Origin of the sequence: Ferrovibrio sp. (genome assembly GCF_002796975.1) — a bacterium.
Classification (GTDB): Bacteria; Pseudomonadota; Alphaproteobacteria; order Ferrovibrionales; family Ferrovibrionaceae; genus Ferrovibrio.
Genome location: NZ_PEKV01000012.1, coordinates 252,160 through 272,535, shown reverse-complemented (window position 1 = coordinate 272,535; position 20,376 = coordinate 252,160). Strand labels below are relative to the sequence as shown.

Here is a 20,376-nt window from a genome sequence, read left to right as displayed (position 1 = left end):
CCGATTGACGGCGGCGGGCCGGACTGGCGACAATCGGCCAACAGGGACAGAACGAGGCACCAGGCCCATGGGGCTTTGGCGAAATGGGTTATGGCAAAGCCTGTGTGACCAGGTTTGCGGAGGCAGCAAGGCTGCCGCCGTCAATGAGCGGCTGTCCGAGGCCTTCCGGCATGAAGAATACGAGGCGCTGCGCCTGACCATCGGCCTGCGCTATGCCGTCTGTATCATCGTGGCCACCATCCTCAGCATCGAGATGGGCTGGCCGCTGGCGTTGAATTACTACGGCTATCTCGGCGCCTTCGCCTTTTCCGCCTATATCCAGATGCTGCTGCGCAAGCCGGACCTCGACCGGCCCTGGATGCACTGGCTGTTCCCTTTCATCGACATGGCGCTGCTGACGGCCGCCATCGTGCTGCCCAACCCCTTCGATCATCAGGGCATGCCGCCGCCGATGCGGCTCGGCTTTGACACCATCCTCTACGTGGCGCTCTTCGTCGTGCTGTCGGCGCTCGGCCAGTCGGCACGTACGGTGCTTTGCACCACGCTGGCTGCCATCATCTGCTGGACGCTCGGCACGATGTATATCGTCATGCAGCCCGATGTCACCTTTGGCAGCCGGACCGACAACATCCTGCACATGCCGGTTGCCGATCGCATTGCCTATATCCTCAATCCCTGGAATGTACGACTCGGCGAATTCCTACCCCGCCTGATCCTGATCGGTCTGATCGGCCTGCTGCTGGCGGTTGCCGTGGCACGCTCGCGCACGCTGCTGGCACGCCAGGTGGAAAGCGAACGTGCCCGACGCAACCTGTCACGCCACTTCTCGCCGCATATCGCCGAGGAACTGTCGCGCATGGACGACGCGCTCGGCCAAGTGAAGCAGATCGATGCCGCCGTGCTGTTCGCCGATCTGGTCGGCTTCACCCAGATTGCCGACGATCATACGCCGGAACAGACCATCGGCATCCTGCGCGAGGTGCATCAGCGCCTGTCGCGCGCCGTGGCTGACAATGCCGGCACGTTGGACAAATACCTCGGCGACGGCATCATGGCCTCTTTCGGCACGCCCAGGGCCGGCCCGCGCGATGCCTCGGCCGCATTGCTCGCTGCGCGCGCCATGCTGCGCGAGATGGATCTTCTCAATCGGCAGCGCAGGTTGCTGCGGCAGGTGCCACTGCAGCTGGCCGTCGGTATTCATTATGGCCCGCTGACTCTGGGCAATATTGGCGACGAAACCCGCGTCGAATACGCCCTGATCGGCGAGACCGTAAATGTGGCGCATCGGCTGGAGCAGATGACGCGCGGACTGAATGCCCAGCTCTGCCTCAGTCAGGCCTTTGTCGACAAGCTGACCGATGAGACCCGCGGCGATGCCGGGGCGGTACGCGACATGGTGGCGCTGAAACCGCAGCCAATCCGGGGCTTACGCGACCGCATGGTGCTGTGGATCCTCGCCCGGCCCGCGCTCACCGCCGAGGCCGACGCACCCGAACCGACCCCGACCATTCACTGACCTGATTCATTGAACCAGTGCAATTCTGTGCGTGACTTTCGCGTCGCCGCTCCCAGATGCTCAGGCAGCATTTCATTCGGGAGAAAACATGCTCAACCATCTGTCTTTCGGTGTCGCCGACCTCGCCCGCGCCAGCCGCTTTTACGACAGCGTGCTGGGCACGCTGGGCTACAGCCGCACCCACAGCAATGAGCGCGAAACCGCCTACGGCCCTGGCCAGGACATGACCTTCTGGCTCTATCCGGCGGAGAGCGGTAAAACGGTCGTCGGGTCACGCATGCATCTGGCTTTCGATGCGCCCAGCCGGGCAGCCGTCGAGGCCTTCGTTGCCGCCGCCGTAGCGCTGGGCGCCAGCGTGGTGCGTCCGGCCGGCGAGCGGCGCGATATCAGCGCCGACTATTTCGGCGCCATCATCGATGACCTGGACGGCCACCGGATCGAAGTCGTGGTCGCGCCGGCCACCATGCACTGATCACCCCTCGGCATCGATTTCGCGCGTCTGGGCAGCCCTGCCCGGCTGTTTATCTGGACCTTGCCGCCTCTCCATGGCATGACGGAGCATGCGCTTCCGCCAGCCCATCGCCCTCTTCCGCAAGCCCCAGCCGGCCGACCGCGACCTGTTGCCTTGGTGGCATCCCGCCAGCCTGATGCGCAGTACTTGGAATCTCGTCTTCTCGGCAGCTCTCGGCATCGGGATCGGCGCCATTTCGCTGGATCTGGCGGCCCAGATTGTGGCCAAGCTCGCTGGTGACGATTGGCGAGACTGGATCGATCCGCTGCAGCCGCTGGCCTGGATCGTCGGTTGTTTTGTCGCAGTCGTTGCATATATGTCCTACAGGATGGACGATAAGACCGACGCCTGACCCTTCCTGATTTTCAGACCGAGCCATTTTCATGTCCGATACTGCCAAACGCGCCGCCGAGGCGCAGTCCCTCATTGCCGACCTGATCGCCGCCGCCCGCAAGGCCGGCGCCTCGGATGCCGACGCCCTGTATCATGAGTCGCGCTCGCTGAATGCCGGTGTGCGGCTGGGCCAGCCCGAGGATGTCGAGAGTTCGGAAAGCCGGGAACTTGGCCTGCGCGTGCTGCTGGGCAAGCGCCAGGCCTGCGTCTCCACCACCGATTTCGCCAAGTCCACGCTGGATGAACTGGTTGGCCGTGCCATCAGCATGGCGCGCGTTGCGCCGGAAGACGCCTTCTGCGGTCTGCCCGATCCGTCGCAACTGGCGAAGCAGCCGCAGGATTTCGATCTCTTCGACGGCGTCGAGCTGGAAATGCCGCAGTTGCTGGAACGCGCCAAGATCGCTGAGGATGCCGCCATGGCGGTGAGCGGCGTGACCAATTCCGAAGGCGGCAGCGCGGGACGCGCTTTCAGCATGTCGGCCTATGCCAATACCGCTGGCTTTAATGGCTCCGGCTGGATCGGCTGGCACAGCGTTTCGGTTTCCGCGATCGCCGGCAAGGATACCGGCATGGAAACCGATTACGATTATGAGGCGCGTACTTGGCTGAGCGACATGCCCTCGTCGGAGAGCATCGGCAAAAAAGCCGGAGAACGCGCGGTGCAACGGCTCAATCCGCGCAAGCTCGACAGCGGCGCCATGCCTATCGTGTTCGATCCGCGCGTCTCCTCAGGCCTGATCGGCCATTTCCTCGGCGCCATCAACGGCGCCGGCGTGGCGCGCGGCACCTCGTTTCTGAAGGACAAGCTGGGCGAGATGGTGTTTGCGCCCGGCATCAGCATTGTCGACGATCCACTGCGCCGCCGCGGCTTCCGCTCGCGCTGGTTCGACTTGGAGGGCGTTTATGCGCCGCGCCGCGAGCTGATCGAGGATGGCCGACTGACCACCTGGCTGCTCGACTGTGCGACCGCGCGCCAGCTTGGCATGCAGAGCACCGGCCATGCCTCGCGCGGCACGTCCTCGCCGCCTTCCCCGGCACCGACCAATGTACATCTCGAGCCCGGCAAGCAAACGCCAGCCGAATTGATAGCCGACATCAAGGAAGGCCTGTATGTCACCCATCTGATCGGCATGGGCGTCAACGGCGTGACCGGCGATTACAGCCGCGGCGCGGCGGGCTTCGTGATCCGCGATGGCCATCTGGCCGAACCGGTTGCGGAGATCACGATTGCCAGCAATCTGAAACAGATGTTTGCCAATCTGGTACCGGCCAACGATCTGACTATCCGTTTCGGCACCGATGCGCCGACCGTGCGCATCGACGGCATGACCGTCGCCGGCCGATGAAAGGCGCCCGCTGATGGCAGGCGACTTCCGTCAGGACCACGAACTTGCGCTGGCTGCGATGCGGGAAGCCGGCGCCATCGCGTTGAAATTCTTCCGCGGCAGCGTCAAATCCTGGCACAAGAAGCCGAACGACCCTGTCTCCGAAGCCGACCTCGCGGTAGATGCCCTGCTGAAGGAAAAGCTGTGCGGCGCTCGGCCGGAGTATGGCTGGCTGAGCGAGGAAAGCGGCGCCACTGGTCAGGCCGTGACGCGCTGGGTCGTCGATCCGATCGACGGTACCCGGGCCTTCATCGAAGGGAAACCGGAATTCACCATCTGCGTGGCGCTCGTGCAGGATGGCGCCCCGGTGATTTCGGCGATCTACAATCCGGCCAGCGAAGAGATGTTCGAGGCCACCGCTGGCGGCGGCGCAAAGCTGAATGGCAAACCAATCCAGGCATCCGGCCATGCCAGCCTGATGGAAGCCCGCTTCCTCGCCTCGCGCCGTACCTTCGAGCGTCATGGCTGGCTGGCGCGCACAGCCAAAGCCGACTTTGCCTATCGCAATTCTATCGCCTACCGCATGGCTCTGGTAGCGGCCGGAAAATTCGACGCCGCCATCAGCCTGACCGAGAAAAGCGACTGGGATGTGGTGGCGGCCGATCTGCTGGTGCGCGAGGCCGGCGGCCGGGTCACCACAGCCGATGGCGCGCCGCTGCAATATGGCAGCGAAAAATATCGCCATCCTTCGGTGATCGCGACCGGGGCCTATATATTCGACGACGTGATCGATCTTCTGAAGGCCCGCAAGCCCTGATCTCTGGCCGGATCGGCGGAACTCGCCGGACTGCCTGGCGTTTTATTGCCAGAACACCGGAAGGTCATCCCCATGCTCAAAGTCATTGGCTGGATCGTCGGCATCGTCTTCGTCACCGGGCTACTCGTCTGGCTCGGCATCTTCAAGGCGATTTTCTGAGAGCGTATCCGACGCCTCTCTAATCCCAAATCATCATACCCAGGCTTGTCACGGGCATTCCTGGTGCTGCCGCTTAAGCCTTGCGGACCCAGATCGCATTGTCGTGGAACGCCGCGCCACCATTGGGCTTGGCAGCGTCTGCACCGGTCAGGGCGTTGATGCCCATGCCATCCACGAAAGTGCTGTGCGGCCATATGCTTTCCACCACGGTGACGCCGCGCACCACGCCAGTATAAAGCTTGGCATGGATGCGGATGTTGCCGCGGCGGTTGCCGATCCGCACCAGTTCGCCATCGGCGATCTGCAGCACGGCGGCATCCTCGGGATGGATGAACAGCGTCGGCCGGCCCTCGCGCTTCACCGAGGTCGGCGTTTCCGTGAAGCTGGTATTGAGGAAATTACGCGCCGGTGAGGTGATCATGCGGAAGGGATGTTCGCCCGTCGCCGGTTCGATGCTGAGCCAGTGATCCGGCAGCGCCGGCATGCCCTCGTGGTCCGGGCCCATGCCCGCCCAATCAGGCTTGAAGCGGAACTTCCGGTCCGGCCAGGCGAAGCCTTCGGCATAATGCGCGGTGTCGAAATCCGGCTGGCAATCGTGCCAGCGCTGGGCGCGCAGTGTCGCCACATCCGGCCAGCCGGAAGCTTTGAGCGTTTCTTCCACCATTTGAATCGCGCTGATCTCGAAACCGTGATGCTTCGCGCCCAGCCGCTTTGCCAGTTCGCTGATCATATAGTGGTTCTCGCGCGCCTCGCCCGGCGCTTCGACCAGTTTGGGACCGAGCAGAATGTGCTGCTGACCGCCGGCCTGATAGATATCATCATGTTCGGTGAACATGGTGGCCGGCAGCACGATATCGGCCATCTTCGCCGTCAGCGTCATGAACTGCTCATGCACGCAGGCAAACAGATCGTCGCGCGCGAAACCGCGTTTCACCAGTTCCGATTCCGGCGCCACTTCCATCGGGTTGGTATTCTGGATCAGCAGTGCCGTCACCGGTCCGCCATGCTTCAGAGCTTGCGCATCGCCGGTCAGGATCGGGCCGATCTGCGACTGGTCGAGCGTGCGGATACTCGGATCCACTGAATCAAGGCCATCGATCAGTGTCTTGTTCCAGTGAAAGATCGCACCGTTATTGTGGAAGGCCCCACCGCCCTCATACTGCCACGACCCGGTGACCGAGGCGATGCAGGTGGCGGCGTGCATGTTGACCGCGCCGTTGCGGCTGCGCGCGAAGCCATAGCCCAAGCGGATGTAGTGCTTCTTGGTCCGGCCCAGCATATGGGCGAAACCGGTGATCTGCTCAACCGTGAGACCGGTGATGGCCGAAGCCCATTCCGGCGTCTTGTCCTGCAGATGCGCTTCCAGTTCGGCCGGCGCATCGGTATGGCGCGCCAGATAGTCGCGGTCGGCATAGCCGTCGCGGAACAGCACATGCATGACACCACAGGCCAGCGCGCCATCGGTGCCCGGGCGCAGCACCAGCGCGACATCGGCCTGTTCGGCAGTGGCATTGCGATAGGCGTCCACCACCACGATTTTCGCGCCACGTTCCTTGCGGGCGCGGATCGCATGGGTCATCACATTGACCTGAGTATGCACCGCGTTGGTGCCCCAGATCACGATGAGGTCGCTTTTCGCCATCTCGCGCGGATCGGGGCCATGCAGGCTGCCGGTGGCGGCGATATAGCCAGCGCGCGCCAGCGTGACACAGATGGTGGAATGCTGGCCAGAATATTTCTTCACATGGCGCAGCCGGTTGATGCCGTCGCGCTGCACCAGCCCCATCGTGCCGGCATAGTAGTAGGGCCAGACAGCCTCGCTGCCATGCTTCTTCTCGGCGGCGATGAAGGCCTCTGCCGTACGGTCGAGTGCTTCTTCCCACGAGATCGGCTTGAACTGTGTGCTGCCTTTCGGACCGGTGCGCAGCAGCGGCTGCAGCACGCGCTCCTTGTGATTGGCGCGTTCTGCATAGCGCGCCACCTTGGCGCAGATCACGCCAGCCGTGTAGTTGTTCTCCTCGGCGCCACGCACCCGGCCGATACGGCCATCGGGCGTCAGTTCGATTTCCAGCGCGCAGGTCGACGGGCAGTCATGCGGGCAGGCGCTGTGGCCGATCTGCGGCTTCAGCTTGCCAGAATCGGCTTTGCTGGGGGCGAAAGGGGCGTTCATCTCACCGAAGACGTGCTGGACTGAGGTCTATCTCGGTCACACCGAGATCGGCCACATCCTGCGGCAAACCGCGGCCCTGCGCCAGCGCCCCGGCAACCCGGGCCATGGCGGCCGAGGTCTGGATGCCATAGCCGCCCTGGGCCGAAAGCCAGAAGAAACCGGGTTTTTCCTGGTCAAAACCGCAAACAATGGTGCGGTCGTCGACGAAGCTGCGCAGCCCGGCCCATTTCGACGCCAGGCGGCGGACCTGCAGGGTCGACACGCTTTCCAGGCGGTCGACAGCGATGGCGATATCCATCTCATCGGGCTGGGCATCGCAGGGTTCGCTATCGGTCTCGTCGCAGGGCGAGAGCAGGATGCGGCCGGCATCGGGCTTGAAATACCATTCCTCATCGGCATCGACGATCATCGGCCAGGCGTGAATATCCATGCCGGCCGGTGGATCGAAGGTGACGGCCGTGCGACGCTTCGGCTTCAGGCCGATCAGCTTAACACCGGCCATGCCGGCGATCACATCGCTCCAGGCGCCGGCGGCATTGATCACCACCGGGGTAATGAACACGCCCTTGCTGCTTTCGACCTGCCAGTCCGCGCCTATCTGAGTGATACCGGTGACTTCAGCATCCACTACCATGCGTCCGCCGGCCGCGGTCATGCCACGCAGCAGGCCGTTATGCAGTGCATGCACTTCGATATCCATCGCATCCGGCTCGGCCAGTGCTCCGCCGCTGACCGCTTCCGGCTTCAGGATTGGCATCAGCGCCTGGGTTTCAGCCGCACCCAGCCGCCTCACGCTCGGGACCAGCTTGCGCATGTCTTCGAATTTGGCATCGAGTTCGGCCGACTGCGCCGTGCTACCGATATGCAGTGCGCCGCGCGGCGTCAGGATCGGCACGGAAGCGAAACCGGCCGGCGGATTCATCAGGAAGTCGCGGCTCGCCACGGTCAGCGCGCGGATCGGCGCATTGCCATAGGTTTCGGCGAACAGCGCCGCCGAACGCCCAGTGGTGTGATAGCCCGGCTGGCTTTCGCGCTCGAGCAGCACGACCTTCTTGCCAGCCCGTGCCAACTCATAACCGGCACCGGCACCGGCGATGCCGCCGCCGATAATCACTACATCGAAACGATCCGTCATGCGATCCTCATCTCAGTCTGGGCAGGCGCGACCTCTGCGGGCCGTCGACCACCTGACTATAGAGAGCGCCGCGCCGGGCGACCAATACCTTCACGGTATGGCGCAATGATGCGCCGTATTGCCTCACACCCCGCCGAAGCAGAGGTATTTGAGTTCGATGAAGCTGTCGATGCCGTATTTCGAACCTTCGCGGCCATGGCCGGACTCCTTCACACCACCAAACGGGGCCTCGGCGGTGGAGATCAGACCTTCGTTGATGCCGACCATGCCGTATTCCAGCTTCTCAGCCACACGCCAAACCCGGCCGATATCCCGACTGTAGAAATACGCCGCCAGGCCATAAGGCGTGTCATTCGCCAGCCTGATCGCCTCGGCCTCATCCTTGAAGCGATAAAGCAGCGCGACCGGACCGAAGATCTCTTCCTGCGCGGAGTCCATCTGCGTGGTGGCGTCGCCGATCACGCTGGGCTGATAGAAAGTCCCGCCCAGTTCGTGGCGCTCGCCACCGAGCAGCACCTTGGCGCCCTTGGCCTTGGCATCGGCGACCAGGCGCTCGACCTTGTCCAGCGCATCCTGGTTGATCAGCGGTCCCTGGTTGACGCCGTCCGTGAAGCCCGGGCCGGTCTTCAGCTTTTTCACCGCTTCGGTCAGCTTGGCAGCAAAGGCGTCATAAACCTTTTCCTGCACGAAGAAACGATTGGTGCAGACGCAGGTCTGGCCGGTATTGCGATACTTGGAAATGATCGCGCCAGTCACGGCAGCATCGATATCGGCGTCGTCAAAGACGATGAAGGGCGCGTTGCCGCCCAGTTCGAGCGACAGTTTCTTCAGCGTATCCGAGCTCTGGCGCATCAGAATCTTTCCGACCTCGGTCGAGCCGGTGAAGGACACCTTGCGCACGATCGGGTTGGTGGTGAGTTCCGTGCCGACCTCTGAGCCATGCGACGAAGTGACGACGTTGAACACGCCCTTCGGGATGCCGGCCTGTTCCGCGAGCCAGGCCAGCGCCAGTGCGCAGAGCGGCGTGTCTTCGGCAGGCTTGACCACGACGGGGCAGCCGGCGGCCAGTGCTGGCGCCACCTTGCGAGTAATCATGGCGATGGGGAAATTCCATGGCGTGATCGCCGCCACCACGCCGATCGGCTGCTTGACCACGACGATGCGCTTATCCGGCGCATGCCCGGGGATGGTGTCGCCATAGATGCGGCGGCCTTCCTCGGCAAACCACTCCACGAAACTGGCGCCGTAGACTACCTCACCCTTGGCCTCGGTCAGCGGCTTGCCTTGCTCCAACGTCATCAGCGCGCCGAGGTCGTCCTGGTTCTGCAGGATCAGCTCGTACCACTTGCGCAGAATGGCTGCGCGCTGCTTGGCCGTCAGCGCCGCCCAGGCCGGCCAGGCAGCATTGGCAGCCTCAATGGCGCGCCGTGTTTCCGCCTTGCCCATATCGGGCACTTCGGCGATCAGGCTGCCATCGGCGGGATTGGTAACCTTGAAGCTCTTGCCGCTATCCGCGCCCACCCAGGCGCCATCGATATAGGCCTGGCGGCGCAGCAGGTCGGCGTGTTTGATCTGGGTCATGGCGGGCGCTCCTCATCTCTTTTCGTTGCACGAAAGGTAGCGCCCGGACCTTCCCGCTTCCAGTGCGGGTAACTGATATTATTTCGCCAGCTGTCCGTTCTTCAGGGCCTTGGCCGTGAAGGGAAACACGACCTTGCGATCCGGGGCCGGCCGCACCGCCCTGCCCTTCTGCCTGTAGTTCATCCGGCTCAGCAGATCATGGATCAGGTTCAGTCGCGCGGCCTTCTTGTCGTTGGCCGAAACTACAGTCCATGGCGCGAGTTTTGTGCTGGTACGGCTCAGCATCACGTCGCGCGCCTTGCTATAGTCGCTCCAGTGCCGCAGCGCCGCCTCGTCGATCGGGCTGATTTTCCACTGCTTCAGCGGATCGTTGCGGCGTGCATCCAGCCGCCGCTTCTGCTCAGCCTTGTCGATGTCGAGATAATATTTGAACAGCCGAACGCCGGAGTTGATCAGCATTTCCTCGAAGACCGGCACATCGTCCAGGAAACGCTCGCATTCGTCCCTGCTGCAGAAGCCCATCACCCGCTCGACACCGGCACGATTGTACCAGCTTCTGTTGAACAGCACGAATTCCCCGGCCGCCGGCAGATGTGCCACATAGCGCTGGAAATACCACTGGCCCTGCTCGCGGTCCGACGGCTTGCCCAGCGCTACGGTGCGGGATTCGCGCGGGCTCATATGTTCCAGAATCGCCTTGATCGAGCCATCCTTGCCGGCGCCGTCGCGCCCTTCCAGCACGATCAACAACTTCTCGCCGGATTCGATCAGGTGCCGTTGCAACCGCACCAGTTCGATCTGCAGGTTGCGCAGCTTGTCGCGATAGCCGTCTTCGCGCTTTTCGCTCACATCCCCTCCGGCAACGGTATGAACTCGGTCTCGCCAGGCACTTTGGGCCAGTTCTCCGAACGCCAGTCGGCCTTGGCCTGCTCAATCCGCTCTTTGGACGACGATACGAAGTTCCACCACAGATTCCGCTCGCCATCGAGCGGCGCACCGCCCAGCAGCATCAACCGCGCCGCACCGCGCGCCGTGATTGCAGGCCGTGCCTCCGGCTTGAGTACCAGCATGGTCCCCTCGCCATAGACCTGACCATCCAGTTGAACCTCGCCAATAGCGACATAGACCGCCTGTTCCTCGTAGCCGTCTGGCAGCGGCAGCGTGGCGCCATTGCTCATCTGTGCATCGAGATAGAACATCGGCGCAAAAGTCTGCGCCGGCGACGTCGCTCCAAAAGCACTGCCCGCAATCAGGCGCAGGCGCACGCCGGGTTTCTCGATCTCGGGCAGGCTGGTGGCGGGATGATGGTGGAAGGTCGGCTCGGTTTCCTCATACGCTTTGGGCAGCGCGAACCATGACTGGATGCCATGCAGCGGCGCGCCACTCTGGCGCAGCTCAGCCCGCGTGCGTTCGGAATGGGCAATGCCTCTGCCCGCCACCATCCAGTTGACGTCGCCGGGGCGGATCGGCTGCACCACACCCAGGCTGTCGCGATGCATGATTTCGCCCTCGAACAGATAGGTCACCGTGGCCAGACCTATATGCGGATGCGGCCTCACATCCAGGCCCTGGCCCGGCGCGAATTGCACCGGCCCCATATGATCGAAGAACACGAAAGGCCCGACATGGCGCCGCTTGGCGTAAGGCAGCACGCGCCGCACGGTGAAGCCTTCGCCCAGATCGCGCATGCGCGGCGTGATCAGCATGTCGACGGAGTCGGGGAATTGGGCTTCGGACATCGGGCACACCTCTACTCGGGGGACGCCTCGAGACTAGCGCGATCCGTTCAGCCCTGCCAACAGCCGTCGGTGACGATCCGTTCCAGTCGCGTCAGATCCGGCGCGATGTCAATGTCCTGTCCGGCCAGCCAGGCATCGTCGTAATAGCTGCAGGCATAGCGGTCGCCGCTGTCGCAGAGCAGCGTCACCACGCTGCCCTGCTGCCCAGCCTGCTTCAATTCGCAGAGCAGGGTCAGGACGCCGACAAAATTGGTGCCGGTCGAGCCACCGACGCGACGGCCGAGCAGCGTCGACAAGAGCCGCATCGCCGCCAGCGAGGCCGCATCCGGTATGCGCATCATGCGGTCCACCACATCGGGCATGAAAGAGGCTTCGACACGCGGTCGGCCAATGCCTTCGATGCGCGAGGATTTTGGATGCACCAGCGACGGGTCCCGGCCGTGCCAGAAATCGTGGAACACCGAATGCTCCACATCGACCACACAGAGCTGGGTCTTCATGCGGTGATAGCGTAGATAGCGGCCAATAGTCGCCGAGGTACCGCCGGTGCCGGCGCCAACCACAACCCAGGCGGGTTCGGGGAATTCCTCGCGTCCCATCTGCTCGAAGATCGCTTCGGCGATGTTGTTGTTGCCGCGCCAGTCGGTGGCGCGTTCGGAATAGGTGAACTGGTCCATGTAATGGCCGCCGCAATCGCGCGCCAGCCGCTCGGCTTCGGCATAGACGTGGCTGGCCTGTTCGACCAGATGGCAGCGCCCGCCATAGAATTCGATCTGGGCGATCTTCTCGGCCGAAGTGGTCTTGGGCATCACCGCCACGAACGGCAGGCCGAGCAGGCGGGCGAAATAGGCTTCCGACACGGCGGTAGACCCCGAGGAAGCTTCGACGATGGTGGTCTTGGGCCCGATCCAGCCGTTGCACAAGCCATAGAGGAATAGCGAGCGCGCCAGCCGATGCTTCAGGCTGCCGGTCGGGTGGCTCGACTCATCCTTGAAATAGAGCGTCAGGCCGGGAAAGGCCGGCAGTTCCAGACGAAAGAGATGCGTATCGGCCGAGCGGTTGAAGTCGGCATCGATGCGGCGGAGCGCATCGTTGACCCAGTCACGATCATTGGCTGCAGGCGAAGCGGCAAACATGCGGAATTCCTTCTGGCTGGCCTAAGCCATAGCCAGAAGGAGTATCCGCGCCAAGCCTTTCACAAAACTTTTGTGTTAATGCGCCACTTCAGTGTGTCGGGCCGAGCAGCAGATTCGGCAGGAACAGCGAGAATTGCGGCACATATGTGACCAGGAACAAAGCCGCGAGCAGCGCTCCGTAGAAGGGCCAGATCGTCTTCATCACATGACCGATCGAGACCTCGCCGATGGCGCAGCCGACGAACTGCGTGGTGCCGACCGGTGGCGTGTTCAGGCCGAGCGCGCAGTTGATCAGCATCAGCATGCCGAACTGCACCGGACCCATGCCGTACTGCATGCAGATCGGCAGGAAGATCGGCGTACAGATCAGGATCGTGGCAGCCATGTCGAGGAAGGTGCCCAGCACAAACAGGATCAGGTTGACCAGGAAGAACATCATCCAGGGATTGGTGGTGACGCTTTCCAGTGCCTTGCCGGTCAGTTCAGCCACGCTGTAGAGGCTGATCAGATAGCCGAAGGTGTTCGACACGCCGATCAGCAGGAGAACAATGCCGGTGGTTTTCACCGCCTTGGCGGCGGCCTTGATCAGCTGGTGCCAGGATAGCGACTTGTAGAGCAGCGTCGCCAGCAGGATGGCGTAGACGACGGCGATGGCTGCGGATTCGGTGGCGGTGAACACACCGGTGAGAATGCCAGTGATGATGATCACCACCACGAACAGGCCCGGAATGGCCGCAGCACCCGAGCGCAGCACGACATGCCAGCCCGGGAAGGTGCCAGCCGGATAGCCACGCCGGATCGCCACCAGATAGGCAGCCACCAGCATACAAAGCGTGAGCAAGGCCGCCGGGATCAGGCCGGCCGCGATCAGCGCGGCGATGGAAACTTTGCCGCCGGCAGCGAGCGAATAGATGATCATGTTGTGGCTGGTGGGCATCAGCGCACCGACCAGAGAGGCATGGGTGGTGACGTTCACCGCATAGTCGGCATCATACCCTTCCTTCTTCATCATGGGGATCATCACCGCGCCCATGGCCGAGACGTCGGCCACCGGCGAGCCGGACACACCGCCGAACAGCGTACAGGCCACGACATTCGACATGCCAAGGCCGCCGCGGATATGACCCACCGTGTCCTTGGCGAATTTCACGATGCGGTCGGCAACACCGCCGTAGAGCATCAGTTCACCGGCGAAGATGAAGAACGGGATCGCCAGGAAGGAAAAGATATTCATGCCGGCGGCCATGCGCTGGAACACCACGGCCAGCGGCAGGCCTTCATAAACGATGGTCGCGATGGCCGAGAGGCCGATCGCGAAAGCGACGGGAACGCCGAGAACGAGGAACCCGAAGAAACTGAAGGCGAGAATCGTTAGTGCCATGACGGGCGAACCTCTTTGCCCGCAAGCAGGGCCAGGATGTGCTCCAGCGAGAACAGCGTGATCAGCACACCGGCTATCGCGAGCGGGATATGGTTGAGACCCTCGGAGAGGCCAAGATTGGGAATCTTGTAAGGCATGACTGATTCGGCCAGCACCCAGGCATTCCAGCCCATCACCATGCCGAAGATCGAGACCAGCACATGGATCAGCACTTCGAACCAGATGCGGTGCCGTTCGGGCATCACCATCACCAGGATGGATTCCAGGCCGATATGGCCGGCATCGCGCACGCCGACGGCAGCACCGAACATCGTCACATAGAGCACGAAGACGAGCGCCAGGCTTTCCGCCCAGGTGGGCGTGTCGTTCAGCACATAGCGGCCGAACACCTGGTAGGTGACGACGGTGACGATGCCCAGCAGGCCCGCCACCGCCACATACATGCAAAGCCGGGATATCCAGGCATTGATGGGGGTTAACCAACGCAGCATGGATACTCCCGGCTTTGTTTAAGTGTTCAGATACGACTTAGTTGCTGGCCTGGATGCGCTTGACCAGCGCCTGCAGTTTCGCATCACCGGCAAACTTGGCATAGACCGGCTGCATCGCAGCCTGGAACGCCTTCTTGTCGATGTCGGTGATAATCTGCGAACCGGCAGCCTCCACTGTCTTGCGCGAGGCGGCTTCGCGGTCATCCCACTGCTTGCGCATGAAGGGCACCGATTCCTTGGCCGCCTTGCGGATAATCTCCTGCTCGTCCTTCGGCAGGCCGTCCCAGACCCGCTTCGAGAAGACCAGGATTTCCGGTGCCAGCGAATGCTCGGTCAGGCTGTAATACTTGGCCACTTCGTAATGGCGCGAGCTGTCATAGGACGGCCAGTTGTTCTCGGCCGCATCGACCACGCCAGTCTTCAGCGCGGTATAGACTTCGGCATAGGGCAACGGCGTGGCGTTGGCGCCGACCGCCTGCATGATCGCAACCCACATGTCGGACTGCTGCACGCGGATCTTGAGACCCTTCATGTCTTCCACGGTCTTGATCGGCTTCTTGGTGGTGTAGAAGCTGCGCGCGCCGCTGTCATAGAAGGCCAGGCCGATGAAGCCCTGCGGCTCCAGCGCCTTCAGGATGTCGTCGCCGATCGGGCCATCCAGCACACTGCGCATATGCGCCGTCGACTTGAACACGAAGGGCAGCGCCGGAACGATGGTCTCGGGTGCGATATTGTTGAAGGCAGAGCTGTTGACGCGCACCATGTCGAGCGCGCCAAGCTTGGTCTGCTCAACCGTGTCCTTCTCCGAGCCGAGCGCGCTCTGGCCGAACACCTTGACGCTGTGCTTGCCCTTGGTCCGCTCGTTGATCAGCTTGCCCATCTGCACGACCGCGGTGACGGTCGGATAGTCCATCGGATGCACGTCCGAGGAACGGAATTCCTTGGCCGAAGCCGCGCCGGCAAAACCGGCCACAACGGCCAGCCCGAGCAGAGCGCGGGCCATGCTACGAGTCTTCATTTTTAGTCTCCTCCCTTTCAGGACGGTTTGGTCACCGGCCCCGTTCACGACACAGGTGAGTCGTCGTGTCATCATACAACAGTTCTCGAAATTTGAGTCAACGGCGACGCAGGAGCCAAACCAGATTTTACTAAACCTGTGGATAATTCCTTATGTATACGCCATTTTTATAGAATTCCTGACCTTCCGTAGCTGTTGGGGCGACTTAGGCTGAAACGACCTACTCGTAGGTTGTCATACAAGTGAAAGGGTGATAGTCCTCCCTTTCTGACCAAGGAGGAACCCTGTGACGGCCCTACGCCGACGCGAAACCCTGACCTCGCAGCTGACCAAAACGCTGACCGAGCGGATTGTGAAGGGCGCCCTGAAGCCCGGCGACAAGCTGCCAAGCGAACAGGAGCTGATTGAGCAGTACAGTGTCAGCCGCACCGTGGTGCGCGAGGCGATCTCGTCTCTGCGCGCCGCCGGCCTGGTGGCGACCCAGCAGGGCGTCGGCGCCTTCGTGCAACCGGCGGCCGCCAACCAGCCCTTCCGCATCGACGAAAACAGCCTCGACCTGATCAAGGAAGTCATCAACGTGCTGGAACTGCGCATCGGCCTGGAGGCTGAAGCGGCGGCGCTGGCGGCGCAACGACGCAAGCCGGAGCATCTGGAGGCCATGCGCGTCGCGCTCGACCGCATGGCGGCAGCCATCGAAGCCTCCGAGGATGCCATCGCGCCGGATCTGGAATTCCATCAAACCATCGCCGAAGCCACCGGCAACATGCATTTCACGCATCTGTTCGGCTATCTCGGCGCGCTGATGATCCCGCGCGCCCGCGTACAGACCTTCCGCTTCTTCGCCGATGACCGCACGGCCTATCTTAATCGTGTCAACGGTGAGCATGAGGACATCTATCAGGCCATTGCCCGTCAGGACAGCGATGCTGCGCGCTCCGCGATGCGGCTGCATCTGAGCAACAGCCGCGAACGGCTGCGCAAGGCCATGGAGCCGCCGCTCAGCGCCTGACCGACTTCCAAGCGTATTCTTCCCATAGAGGTGATTTGATGGAACCCAATGCCCTCAAGGCGGCGATCTCGTCCGGCCTGCTGTCTTTTCCGGTGACCGATTTCGACGCGGCCGGCAATTTCGAGCCGAAGGGCTATCGTCGCCGCCTCGAATGGCTGGCGCCCTATGGCGCCACGGCACTGTTCGCAGCCGGCGGCACCGGCGAGTTCTTCTCGCTGGCGCCGGATGAATACAGCCAGGTGGTCAAGACCGCGGTCGAAACCTGCAAGGGCAAGGTGCCGATCATCGCCGGCACCGGCTATGGCACGCGTCAGGCGATCCAATATGCCCAGGAAGCCGAGCGGCTCGGCGCCGCCGGCCTGCTGGTGCTGCCGCATTACCTGGTCGAGGCCGATGCCGAGGGCATCAGCCGTCACGTGGCCGCAATTTGCCAGAGCGTGAAGATCGGCGTGATCGTTTACAACCGCGGCGTCTGTCGCCTCGGCCCGGATCATCTGGCCAGACTGGCTGAGCAGTGCCCGAATCTGATCGGCTTCAAGGACGGGATCGGCGATCTGGAACTGATGGTGGCGGTGCGCCGCAAGATGGGCGACCGCTTCAGCTACCTCGGCGGATTGCCGACGGCCGAGTTCTTCGCCGCGCCCTACAAGGCGATGGGCGTGCCGGTCTATTCCTCGGCCGTGTTCAATTTCATCCCGAAGACGGCGATGGATTTCTACCGCGCCATCAAGGCCGACGACACCGCGACCTGGACGAAGATTCTGGATGAGTTTTTCATGCCCTATTCGGCGATCCGCAATCGCCGCCCAGGCTATGCCGTCGGCATCATCAAGGCTGGCGTGCGCCTTGCAGGTTACGATGCCGGCCCAGTCCGCACACCACTGGTCGACTGCAGCGAAGAAGAGCATAAGATGCTCAAGACGCTGATCGACAAGATGGGCCCGCAGTAAGGCCCGCAAGGAGGAAATGCAAATGAAGCGCGTTCTGCTGACCGGGTCCAGCGGTGGGGTCGGGACCCGCCTGCGCCAGTTGCTCAAGCCGATCTATCCCGAGCTGATCCTGAGCGATCTCAAGGCCCCGGCCGATCTACGCAGCGACGAAATCTTCATCCCGGCCGATCTGGCCGATGCCGCCGCTATCGAGAAAGCCTGCGAAGGCGTCGATGGTATCGTGCATCTCGGCGGCTTCTCGGTTGAAGGCCCGTGGGAGACCATCCTCAACGCCAATATCATCGGCTGCTACAACCTGTTCGAAGCCGCGCGCAAGAAGGGCGTCAAGCGCGTCGTCTTCGCCTCCTCGAACCATGTCATGGGCTTTCATCCGCGCTCGACCAAGATCGGCATCGAAGCCGTGCCGATGCCCGATACCCGCTACGGTCTCAGCAAGCTGTTCGGCGAAGGCCTCGGCTCGCTCTATGCCCACAAACACGATATCGGTGTACTCTCGATCCGTATTGGAAATTTCGGCGACAAACCGCTGGACGAACGCCGCCTGGCGATCTGGCTGCGCCCCGACGATCTGATCCAGCTGATCCGCATCGGCCTGGAAAAGCCAGATCTGGTTTACGAGGTCGTCTACGGCATGTCCGACAACAAGCGCGCCTGGTGGGACAATGCCCACGCGCTGACGCTGGGCTACAAGCCGGGTGGTAAGTCGGAAGACTTCGCCGCCGAAGCGCTGGAAGCACAGAAAAAGCTGCCGAAGGATCCGGTCGGCGACTATTTCCAGGGCGGCTCACCCTTCTGCAGCGCCGAGTTCAACAACGACCTCGAGAAACTGAAAAAGCAGTCCTGAGCCATGCGGATCAGGAGTGTCGACACGGTCGCGCTGAAAATACCGTTCAGTGATCTCTATGACGGCCCACGCGCCAAGCGCCGCGGCTGGACCGAATTCGATACCCTGCTGGTCCGCATCGAGACCGAAGGCGGCCTCGTCGGCTGGGGCGAGGCCTTCGCCTATGGCTGCGCCAGTGCCGTGCAGGCGATGATCCGCGACACCGTCGCGCCGCTGGTGGCCGGGCAGGATGTCACCGACGTCGCGGCGTTTACGCTGAAGCTGCAGCAGGATTTGCATATCTGGGGCCGCTACGGCATCACCATCTTCGCCATTTCGGGCGTCGATATCGCGCTGTGGGATCTGAGCGCGAAAGCTGCCGGCAAAAACCTCGCCACGCATCTGGGCGGCCGGGCGCGCGAGCAGATCGACGCTTACGCCAGCCTGGTCCGCTATGGCGGTGCTGAGCCGATTGCGGCGATGACAAAGCGCGCGGTGGCGGAAGGCTTTCGCGACATCAAGCTGCACGAGATCGCCTACGAACCGATTGCGGCAGCGCGCGCAGCGATTGGCCCAGACATCCGCCTGACTACCGATGTGAACTGCGCCTGGAGCCTGGCGGAAGCCGAAGCGATGCTGCCGAAAATGAAGGCGCTCGATCTCTACTGGGTCGAAGAACCCACCTTCCCGCCCGAGGATTACGAGACGCATAAGGCGCTCAGCCGCTTTGGTGTCGCCCTCTCGGCTGGGGAGAATGCCTGCACGGCGGTCGAATTCGCGCGGCTGTCTGCTGTGCTGACCTTCCCGCAACCGAGCGTGACCAAGGTTGGCGGCGTCAGCGAGTTTATCAAGGTCACGCAACATGCCGCCTCGCTTAACCGCAAAGTGATGCCGCATTCGCCCTATTTCGGCCCCGGCTACTGGGCCACCTTGCAGCTTGCCGCGCATCTGCCAGCAATTGGCCTGTTCGAATACATGTATGTCGAACCAGACGCCTATTGCGGCCGGGATATCCCGCTGCCCAAGGATGGCCGTATCGCCATTCCCGACACGCCGGGCATCGGTTTCGAACCCGACGAAGAGACCTTACGGCGCTATCGCGTCGCCTGAACGGAGACTCTCATGGCTTACACCCGCGTCTTCACCGGCCCGAAGCCGAAACTGCAGATGCCGAAAGGCGCCTGCGACACGCATATCCATTTCTACGACGACCGCTATCAGACGCTCCCCAACACGCCCACCCCGCCTGCCGTGGGCGTGCCTGAGTATGAACAGGTAATGGACTGGCTCGGTATCGAACGCGTGATTGTCGTGCAGGCCAATGCCTATGGCGACGACAACCGGCTGGTGATGGATTCGACCGCAGCCCTGGGCCACGACAAGGCGCGTGCCGTCGTCGTCGTGAAGCCCGGCGTAACTGATGCCGAACTCGACCGGCTGACCAAAGGCGGCGCACGCGGCCTCCGCGTGATGAACCTGCTCGGCGGCACACTGAAGCTGACGGTCGCCGAAGAAATGGCGGCCCGCATCAAGCCGTTCAACTGGAGCATGCTCTTACAGTTGAACGGCCGCGAACTGCCCGAGCATGAGGCGATGATCAAGCGCCTGCCGGTGAAGATCATTATCGACCATGTCGGCAAGTTCATCGATCCGGTGTCGGTCGACCATCCGTCCTTCCGGTGCCTGCTGCGCCTGATCGACACCGGCAATGTCTGGGTCAAGCTGGCCGGCTGGTATGAGACCTCGCTGGACGGCAAGCCAAACTACGAAGACGTCGGCGCACTGGCCAGGGCGCTGGTGAAACACGCGCCCGAACGCATGATCTGGGCGACCAACTTCCCGCATGCCCAGGCCGACAAGTTCGGCTATCCGGACGAATCGAAACTGCTCGACCTGCTGCTCGACTGGGCCCCGAACGAGGCCGACCGGAAGAAGATTTTCGTCGATAACCCGGCAGAATTGTACGGTTTCTGAACATTACCGGCTATTTCGCTTGACGGCAGGCACTGCAGACTCCATATAGCGCCTGTCGTTGCACATCTGTTGCGATGGCCTTTCGCGCCGGGCCGCGTGAACGAGGAGCACTCCAACCGCTCTTTCGTCCTGCCCAGCGCCTTCAGCTTCTTTCCATTACGACCCAGGTCACGCGGGGCGTTTCATCGGTCCCCGCGTCCGACCATTGCGCTGCAGGCGAGTCTCGCCCTGCGCCGTCGTACGCCGTT

At 62.6% G+C, this 20,376-nt stretch carries 19 protein-coding genes; 10 read left to right on the top strand and 9 right to left on the bottom strand.

The features are described from left to right. The first annotated feature begins 67 nt into the window (after positions 1-67). The 5 genes from CTR53_RS14695 (at position 68) to CTR53_RS14675 (ending at position 4,562) form a co-directional block, all read left to right on the top strand. A complete protein-coding gene (locus CTR53_RS14695) occupies positions 68-1,516 on the top strand; it encodes an adenylate/guanylate cyclase domain-containing protein (protein WP_290814860.1) in 1,449 nt (482 codons plus the stop codon). A gap of 88 nt (positions 1,517-1,604) precedes the next feature. Then, on the top strand, positions 1,605-1,988 hold the full coding sequence (locus tag CTR53_RS14690) for a VOC family protein (protein WP_290814857.1): 384 nt from the start codon (positions 1,605-1,607) through the stop codon (positions 1,986-1,988). A gap of 88 nt (positions 1,989-2,076) precedes the next feature. Further along, positions 2,077-2,379: a hypothetical protein gene (locus tag CTR53_RS14685; RefSeq protein ID WP_290814854.1), complete on the top strand. Its 303-nt coding sequence runs from the start codon at positions 2,077-2,079 to the stop codon at positions 2,377-2,379. A gap of 31 nt (positions 2,380-2,410) precedes the next feature. Beyond that, the gene (locus CTR53_RS14680; RefSeq protein WP_290814852.1) at positions 2,411-3,766 is read left to right on the top strand and encodes a TldD/PmbA family protein; all 1,356 of its coding nucleotides are present in this window, start codon (positions 2,411-2,413) and stop codon (positions 3,764-3,766) included. A 13-nt stretch (positions 3,767-3,779) separates the two neighbouring features. Continuing rightward, positions 3,780-4,562 (top strand): 3'(2'),5'-bisphosphate nucleotidase CysQ, encoded by a 783-nt coding sequence (locus tag CTR53_RS14675; RefSeq protein ID WP_290814849.1) that lies wholly within the window; start codon positions 3,780-3,782, stop codon positions 4,560-4,562. A 232-nt stretch (positions 4,563-4,794) separates the two neighbouring features. On the opposite strand, the gene CTR53_RS14670 is transcribed toward CTR53_RS14675, so the two are convergent. From CTR53_RS14670 to CTR53_RS14630, 9 genes are all read right to left on the bottom strand, one after another. Next, positions 4,795-6,891, bottom strand: a complete 2,097-nt coding sequence (locus CTR53_RS14670; protein ID WP_290814846.1) for a molybdopterin oxidoreductase family protein — start codon at positions 6,889-6,891, stop codon at positions 4,795-4,797. Position 6,892: 1 nt separating this feature from the next. Further along, the gene (locus CTR53_RS14665; protein WP_290814843.1) at positions 6,893-8,026 is read right to left on the bottom strand and encodes an FAD-binding oxidoreductase; all 1,134 of its coding nucleotides are present in this window, start codon (positions 8,024-8,026) and stop codon (positions 6,893-6,895) included. 123 nt (positions 8,027-8,149) lie between these two features. Next, the gene (locus tag CTR53_RS14660) at positions 8,150-9,607 is read right to left on the bottom strand and encodes an NAD-dependent succinate-semialdehyde dehydrogenase (protein WP_290814841.1); all 1,458 of its coding nucleotides are present in this window, start codon (positions 9,605-9,607) and stop codon (positions 8,150-8,152) included. A gap of 78 nt (positions 9,608-9,685) precedes the next feature. Further along, a complete protein-coding gene (gene ppk2, locus CTR53_RS14655) occupies positions 9,686-10,456 on the bottom strand; it encodes a polyphosphate kinase 2 (protein ID WP_290814838.1) in 771 nt (256 codons plus the stop codon). Beyond that, positions 10,453-11,346, bottom strand: coding sequence for a pirin family protein (locus CTR53_RS14650; protein ID WP_290814835.1), 894 nt, complete (start codon positions 11,344-11,346; stop codon positions 10,453-10,455). The genes ppk2 and CTR53_RS14650 overlap by 4 nt, the downstream gene beginning before the upstream one ends. Before the next feature lie 47 nt (positions 11,347-11,393). After that, positions 11,394-12,482 carry a PLP-dependent cysteine synthase family protein gene (locus CTR53_RS14645; protein ID WP_290814832.1) on the bottom strand — a complete coding sequence of 363 codons (1,089 nt, stop codon included), beginning with the start codon at positions 12,480-12,482 and terminating at the stop codon, positions 11,394-11,396. A gap of 88 nt (positions 12,483-12,570) precedes the next feature. Next, a complete protein-coding gene (locus CTR53_RS14640) occupies positions 12,571-13,863 on the bottom strand; it encodes a TRAP transporter large permease (protein ID WP_290814829.1) in 1,293 nt (430 codons plus the stop codon). Beyond that, entirely contained in the window at positions 13,854-14,354 is a 501-nt protein-coding gene (locus CTR53_RS14635) for a TRAP transporter small permease (RefSeq protein WP_290814826.1), read from the bottom strand. Before CTR53_RS14635 ends, CTR53_RS14640 begins: the two co-directional genes overlap by 10 nt. A gap of 37 nt (positions 14,355-14,391) precedes the next feature. Then, a complete protein-coding gene (locus tag CTR53_RS14630) occupies positions 14,392-15,372 on the bottom strand; it encodes a TRAP transporter substrate-binding protein (protein ID WP_290814823.1) in 981 nt (326 codons plus the stop codon). A gap of 286 nt (positions 15,373-15,658) precedes the next feature. Between CTR53_RS14630 and CTR53_RS14625 the strand changes: the two genes are divergently transcribed. The 5 genes from CTR53_RS14625 to CTR53_RS14605 are packed head-to-tail and all read left to right on the top strand — an operon-like array spanning position 15,659 to position 20,128. Next, complete coding sequence (locus CTR53_RS14625; RefSeq protein WP_290814821.1) at positions 15,659-16,381, top strand: FadR/GntR family transcriptional regulator; 723 nt, start codon at positions 15,659-15,661, stop codon at positions 16,379-16,381. A gap of 38 nt (positions 16,382-16,419) precedes the next feature. After that, positions 16,420-17,331, top strand: coding sequence for a 5-dehydro-4-deoxyglucarate dehydratase (kdgD, locus tag CTR53_RS14620; protein ID WP_290814818.1), 912 nt, complete (start codon positions 16,420-16,422; stop codon positions 17,329-17,331). Between the two features lie 22 nt (positions 17,332-17,353). After that, complete coding sequence (locus tag CTR53_RS14615; RefSeq protein WP_290814815.1) at positions 17,354-18,175, top strand: NAD(P)-dependent oxidoreductase; 822 nt, start codon at positions 17,354-17,356, stop codon at positions 18,173-18,175. 3 nt (positions 18,176-18,178) lie between these two features. Further along, positions 18,179-19,264: a mandelate racemase/muconate lactonizing enzyme family protein gene (locus CTR53_RS14610; protein ID WP_290814812.1), complete on the top strand. Its 1,086-nt coding sequence runs from the start codon at positions 18,179-18,181 to the stop codon at positions 19,262-19,264. Between the two features lie 12 nt (positions 19,265-19,276). Continuing rightward, positions 19,277-20,128: an amidohydrolase gene (locus CTR53_RS14605; RefSeq protein ID WP_290814810.1), complete on the top strand. Its 852-nt coding sequence runs from the start codon at positions 19,277-19,279 to the stop codon at positions 20,126-20,128. Positions 20,129-20,376 lie beyond the last annotated feature (248 nt).